Annotated in this window: 4 protein-coding genes and 4 tRNA genes; 5 read left to right on the forward strand and 3 right to left on the reverse strand. The window is 58.4% G+C overall.

The window, feature by feature from the left end:
* Positions 1-409 precede the first annotated feature (409 nt).
* From QZ511_RS16260 to QZ511_RS16270, 3 genes are all read right to left on the reverse strand, one after another.
* Positions 410-482: transfer RNA gene (locus QZ511_RS16260), tRNA-Lys, on the reverse strand.
* A gap of 762 nt (positions 483-1,244) precedes the next feature.
* Positions 1,245-1,640 (reverse strand): hypothetical protein, encoded by a 396-nt coding sequence (locus tag QZ511_RS16265; RefSeq protein ID WP_295804067.1) that lies wholly within the window; start codon positions 1,638-1,640, stop codon positions 1,245-1,247.
* 8 nt (positions 1,641-1,648) lie between these two features.
* The gene (locus QZ511_RS16270) at positions 1,649-2,863 is read right to left on the reverse strand and encodes a pyridoxal phosphate-dependent aminotransferase (protein WP_295804070.1); all 1,215 of its coding nucleotides are present in this window, start codon (positions 2,861-2,863) and stop codon (positions 1,649-1,651) included.
* A gap of 309 nt (positions 2,864-3,172) precedes the next feature.
* Here QZ511_RS16270 and msrB point away from each other — a divergent pair, with 309 nt between their 5' ends.
* From msrB to QZ511_RS16295, 5 genes are all read left to right on the forward strand, one after another.
* Complete coding sequence (gene msrB, locus QZ511_RS16275) at positions 3,173-3,568, forward strand: peptide-methionine (R)-S-oxide reductase MsrB (protein ID WP_295804073.1); 396 nt, start codon at positions 3,173-3,175, stop codon at positions 3,566-3,568.
* A gap of 93 nt (positions 3,569-3,661) precedes the next feature.
* Positions 3,662-4,447, forward strand: a complete 786-nt coding sequence (locus QZ511_RS16280) for a DUF1499 domain-containing protein (protein WP_295804075.1) — start codon at positions 3,662-3,664, stop codon at positions 4,445-4,447.
* Positions 4,448-4,643: 196 nt separating this feature from the next.
* Positions 4,644-4,719 (forward strand) — tRNA-Glu (locus QZ511_RS16285).
* Positions 4,720-4,721: 2 nt separating this feature from the next.
* Positions 4,722-4,797: transfer RNA gene (locus QZ511_RS16290), tRNA-Gly, on the forward strand.
* A gap of 8 nt (positions 4,798-4,805) precedes the next feature.
* Positions 4,806-4,881 (forward strand) — tRNA-Glu (locus QZ511_RS16295).
* Positions 4,882-5,026 lie beyond the last annotated feature (145 nt).

A 5,026-nucleotide genomic window follows, 5' to 3' on the forward strand; every position in this document is an offset into this window, starting at 1 on the left:
GGGATTTCAATGGTTTTCCAAAAGTACATGACATCTCCTTGTCAGTTTGCGTCCTCGTGAACGCATGGCTAAAAGTTGGGGGACCCACCCGCGGTGTCCGCGGCCGATAGCTGTCGCCAGCCGGGCCAAACCATTTCCACGCAAAAAAATCCGCTGGAAAAGGAGAGCAGGCATGGGCTGGAGAGAAAGGACTTGCTGTCTACCGGGAATTACAGCTCCCAGTCCCGATCCAGCCAACCTGCCAGGCACGGCCCACAAACGCACTATCGGCGGCTCGACCCACGGCGCACCGGGAAATTCCCGATACCGTGGATCCCCCGTATCCATGCTCCGAAGGCATGGGGGGAATCGCACCCCGGCCCGAAGGCCTCTATTACATTAACAATGTCGATTTACAGTCGATTGTTGATGGCTATTGCGGGATTTGAACCCGCGACACACGAATTAAAAGTTCGTTGCTCTATCCAATTGAGCTAAATAGCAATGCCTATCGCCAGTACAACGGTCGGTACACGGTAAGCCACAGGCAACCGCGCCAGCCTGGCCTTCGGAACCAGAGCCGCAGTCCGTGTCGTCAACGATAAACCCGGTGTCGGCCCCGATATTTCGCTGTGCGCGACCGCGCAGAGGATGGATACCGAGGCCAAAATAAAAACCCCGCATGGATCACCATGCGGGGTTTCGATATTCCACGCAGCCGGCAATCCGATGCCGGCATGCCGGCACGTTAAGGGGCAGTCCTAAAAAGGGCAGTTCTGAAAAACTGGTTTCCTGAAGCACAGATGGGTAATAGCCACCACACCGTGCAATCATACTGTCGGGTCAATTTGGGCCCCGACTTGCCACTCTGTATCCGTCCTGTCATTTTCCTAATCCTGTTCCATTTCCTTTGGGCAACAAAAAAGCCCGGAAATTGGCTTTCCGGGCTTTCAAATTCGCGGAGAATTGGAATTTCCGGAAGGGTTGATACCCTCCCGAAAGAAGGGTTTTCACATAAATAATTCACATGCTGGCGACCATAACAGGTAGGTACGGCTTTGCCGCCTGTTTATGATCGTCTTTTGCATTGCCAGATGTGAATTCATCGTTTTCAGCCAAACTTTGGTTTTGAGAGTGGTGGGAATCATACGCTCGCCTCGAACCCAGTCAACATGCTTGCGCAGACTCCGGTGCCAAAATATTTTTTTATTTTTAGCGGCCTTGCTTGCTACCCGTCTGTACACGTGCGGAAGCGAAACGAGAAATTAAGAGGGCAGTTTCCCCATCAGCCTCACCATCAACCCTTCCAGTTGAGGCGATGAGCCCTCCCGTACGGCCTCGTTCAGTTTTTCCGCATTGCTGATTCCGTCGTCGCCACGGCTAACCAGCAACAGAAAACTGTGGTGGGTGAGGGAGGCTTCTTCCACTGCTTCCTGCCGTACCAGTTGCGAAAAGTTGATATAGCCACATTCCTTCAGCCATGTCATGGCGCCGAGGCAGGCGAGGTGGCGAGGGGAGTGCAGGCCGAATTCGTCCGGGGTGTCGGGGCCGGCGATGTCTTCGACATAGACCGTCGCCGGGGCGGGGAACTGCTGGAACAGCGCCAGCAGAATCCGCCCCGCATCGCGGTAGAAGTCGTGAATGTGCAGATCGTCCAGCATCAAAATCCCTAGCCGGTATAGCGCTCGAGGAAATAGCCCAGCCGCTCAATGGCGTGAGACAGGTCGTCGGCCCGCGGCAGAAATACGATGCGCAGGTGGTCGGGCGCATCCCAGTGGAAGGCGCTGCCCTGTACCAGCAGGATCTTTTCCTGACGCAGGAAGTCGAGCACGAATTTTTCATCGTTTTCGATCTTGTGGCGGTCCAGGTGGATACGCGGGAACAGGTAGATGGCTCCCTGCGGTTTCACGCAGCTTACCCCGGGAATATCGTTCAGCATGCGCCAGGCCAGGTCGCGCTGCTGGCGCAGGCGGCCGCCGGGCAGTACCAGGTCGTTGATGCTCTGGTAGCCACCGAGCGCTGTCTGCACCGCGAACATCGCCGGCACATTGCCGCACAGGCGCATGGAGGAAAGGATATCCATGCCCTCGATAAAGCCCTTGGCGCGGTGCTTGGCCCCGTTCATCACCATCCAGCCGGAGCGGAAGCCGGCCAGGCGGTAGGACTTGGACAGGCCGTTGAAGCTCAGGCACAGCACGTCGTCAACCAGGGAACCCATGGGGGTAAACTGGGCGTCGTCGTAGAGAATCTTGCTGTAGATCTCGTCGGCGAATATCACCAGGTTGTGCTGGCTCGCCACTTCCACGATCTGCTCCAGCAGTTCTCTGGGATAGACCGCGCCGGTGGGGTTGTTCGGGTTGATCACCACAATGCCGCGGGTGCGGGCGGTGATCTTGGATTTGATATCGTCGATATCCGGCAGCCAGCCCGCCTGCTCGTCGCAGCGGTAGAGTACCGGCTTGGCCCCGGTCAGGTTGGTGGCGGCCATCCACAGCGGGTAATTCGGCATCGGCAACAACATTTCGTCGCCGTCGTTCAGCAGTGCCTGGGTGGACATGGAGATCAGCTCGGAAACGCCGTTGCCGAGGTAGATATCATCGATATCCACGCCGGGCACGCCGAGCATCTGACATTCCTGCATGATTGCCTTGCGCGCTGCAAACAGGCCCTTGGACTCCACATAGCCCTGGGCCTGGGACAGGTTGTAGATCACGTCCTGAAGAATTTCGTCCGGTGCGTCGAAGCCGAAGGGTGCCGGGTTGCCGATGTTCAGCTTCATGATCCGGTGGCCTTCCTCTTCCAGGCGCGATGCCTGCTCCATGACCGGGCCGCGAATTTCGTAACAGACGCCGTGGAGTTTTTCCGACTTGTGAATATCCTTCATTGCTACTTTCTTCTACTGGAGCACAATAAGCACATTGCTGATGGCTTAGTGTTGGGCACAAACTTCTAACTGGCGCTCGGCTTTTAGTAGGCTTTGCTATCAGTTGCGGGCCGGGTTATCAGCTGGTTCCCGGATTGGCGTTGCCGACGGTTTCGGTACGCAATCCCACCAGCTATGGTAACCCTGTGCTAACTATCAGGTTAGCGAACTGTTTCGGGCGCCCGGGATAGGGGGCGCTGCCGCTAAGTGTTGGGCCGGGCAGGGTAATGCCGCTGGATACTGACTTATCAGGCGAAAAGGAGCCACAGTATGGCAAAAGAAAAAGACGATAACTACTGGCGCGAGCGCCTGACACAGGAAGAGTTTCACGTTTGCCGAGAGGCGGGCACCGAGCGGCCGTTTAGCGGGGAATACTGGGATACTTTTGAGGATGGCAAATACCGCTGTCGCTGTTGCGGCGAGGTGCTGTTCAATTCCGAATCCAAGTTTGATGCCGGCTGCGGCTGGCCGAGTTTTGATGCGGAAGCTACCGCCGGGGTGGTCGAGGAGCATGTGGACAACAGCCTGGGCATGCAGCGCACCGAGATTGTCTGTGCCAACTGCGGCTGCCACCTCGGTCACGTATTTCCCGATGGCCCCACCGCCACCGGTCTGCGCTATTGTGTAAATTCCCTGTCGGTGAAACTGGATAAGGACCCGGAGTAACCGTCAGGGCCGGCTGTCCAGCAGATCGCCCTTAGCTAATATCTATAGTCGATGCCTATAGCTGATACCTATAGAGGGAGGCGCCCCGGAGTCATGTCCCCAGGATTATCCCCCGTCTACCGCGAACGCCAGCGCCACTGGAGTCGCTGGCTTTACCGTATCCAGTGGATGTTGCTCGCGCTGATCTTCCTGTCGGCCCTGGCGCTCAGGCTGAACCTGCTCCATTTCCTGGCCGCATTCGATGTCTTCAAGGCTGCCGGGCTGGCGGTGCTGGGGATGGCGCTGCTGTCCATGCTGGTGTTTCTGTGGGGGATGGTGAAGCGTCACGGCGAGGCCCGCAATGCGGCACTGTGGGCCATGGTGCTCGGGCTGCTACCGATGGCGGTACCGCTGCTGACCGTCGGCCAGGACAACTTTCAGAGGCCGCCGATCCACGACATTACCACCGACTTCCGGGATCCTCCGCAGTTACTGGCGGCCATTGCCCTGCGCAGTGATCGGGACCACCGGCCGGAATACGGTGGGGAAGAGGTCGCCAGGCTGCAGCGCGGCGAGCCCGCCTACCGGGATATCCAGCCGCTGCAGCTCGCCGGTATGACCGTGCCCGCTGCCACTGCCCTGGCGGCGGAAGTGGGGGAAGGACTGGGGTGGCGGATAGTGACCAGGAGTCCAAACCGCGGTCGGGTTGAGGCGGTGGCCCGCACGCCGATTCTGGGGTTTACCAGCGACGTGGCGGTGCGAATCCGTGCCGAAGGGGAGGGCGCCAGGGTGGATGTCCGCTCCGCCTCCCGGGTCGGCGTCGGAGATATGGGGGAGAATGCCCGGCGAATCCGGCGCTTTCTCGGGGGGATGCGCGAGCGGGCCGGGGTGGCGCATTAGATTCTGTTCGATTCGCGACCGCGGTGATCGGCCGATTGTGCCCGGGTTCGGTAAGTGCCTGTATGCAAAGGAAAAATTTCTTAATATTTTTTCAATCGGGTGTTGACAGCCCCCCGGGGTGTCCATAGAATGCGCCCCACTTCGACGCACTACTGACTTACGGAAACGGGGTCAGCAACGCTGAGAAGGTTTCTGGGTCCCCATCGTCTAGAGGCCTAGGACACCGCCCTTTCACGGCGGTAACAGGGGTTCGACTCCCCTTGGGGATGCCACTGCGGGAATAGCTCAGTTGGTAGAGCGCAACCTTGCCAAGGTTGAGGTCGCCGGTTCGAACCCGGTTTCCCGCTCCAGTTCCTATGTCCCCATCGTCTAGAGGCCTAGGACACCGCCCTTTCACGGCGGTAACAGGGGTTCGACTCCCCTTGGGGATGCCAATGCCGCAAGGTCGCAACATAACGACGGCCTTGCAAAACCGGGCCAGAAGCTTTAATTTCTGGTCCGGTCAAATTCGCGGGAATAGCTCAGTTGGTAGAGCGCAACCTTGCCAAGGTTGAGGTCGCCGGTTCGAACCCGGTTTCC

This window comes from uncultured Microbulbifer sp. (assembly GCF_913055755.1).
In the GTDB taxonomy this organism is placed as follows: Bacteria; Pseudomonadota; Gammaproteobacteria; order Pseudomonadales; family Cellvibrionaceae; genus Microbulbifer.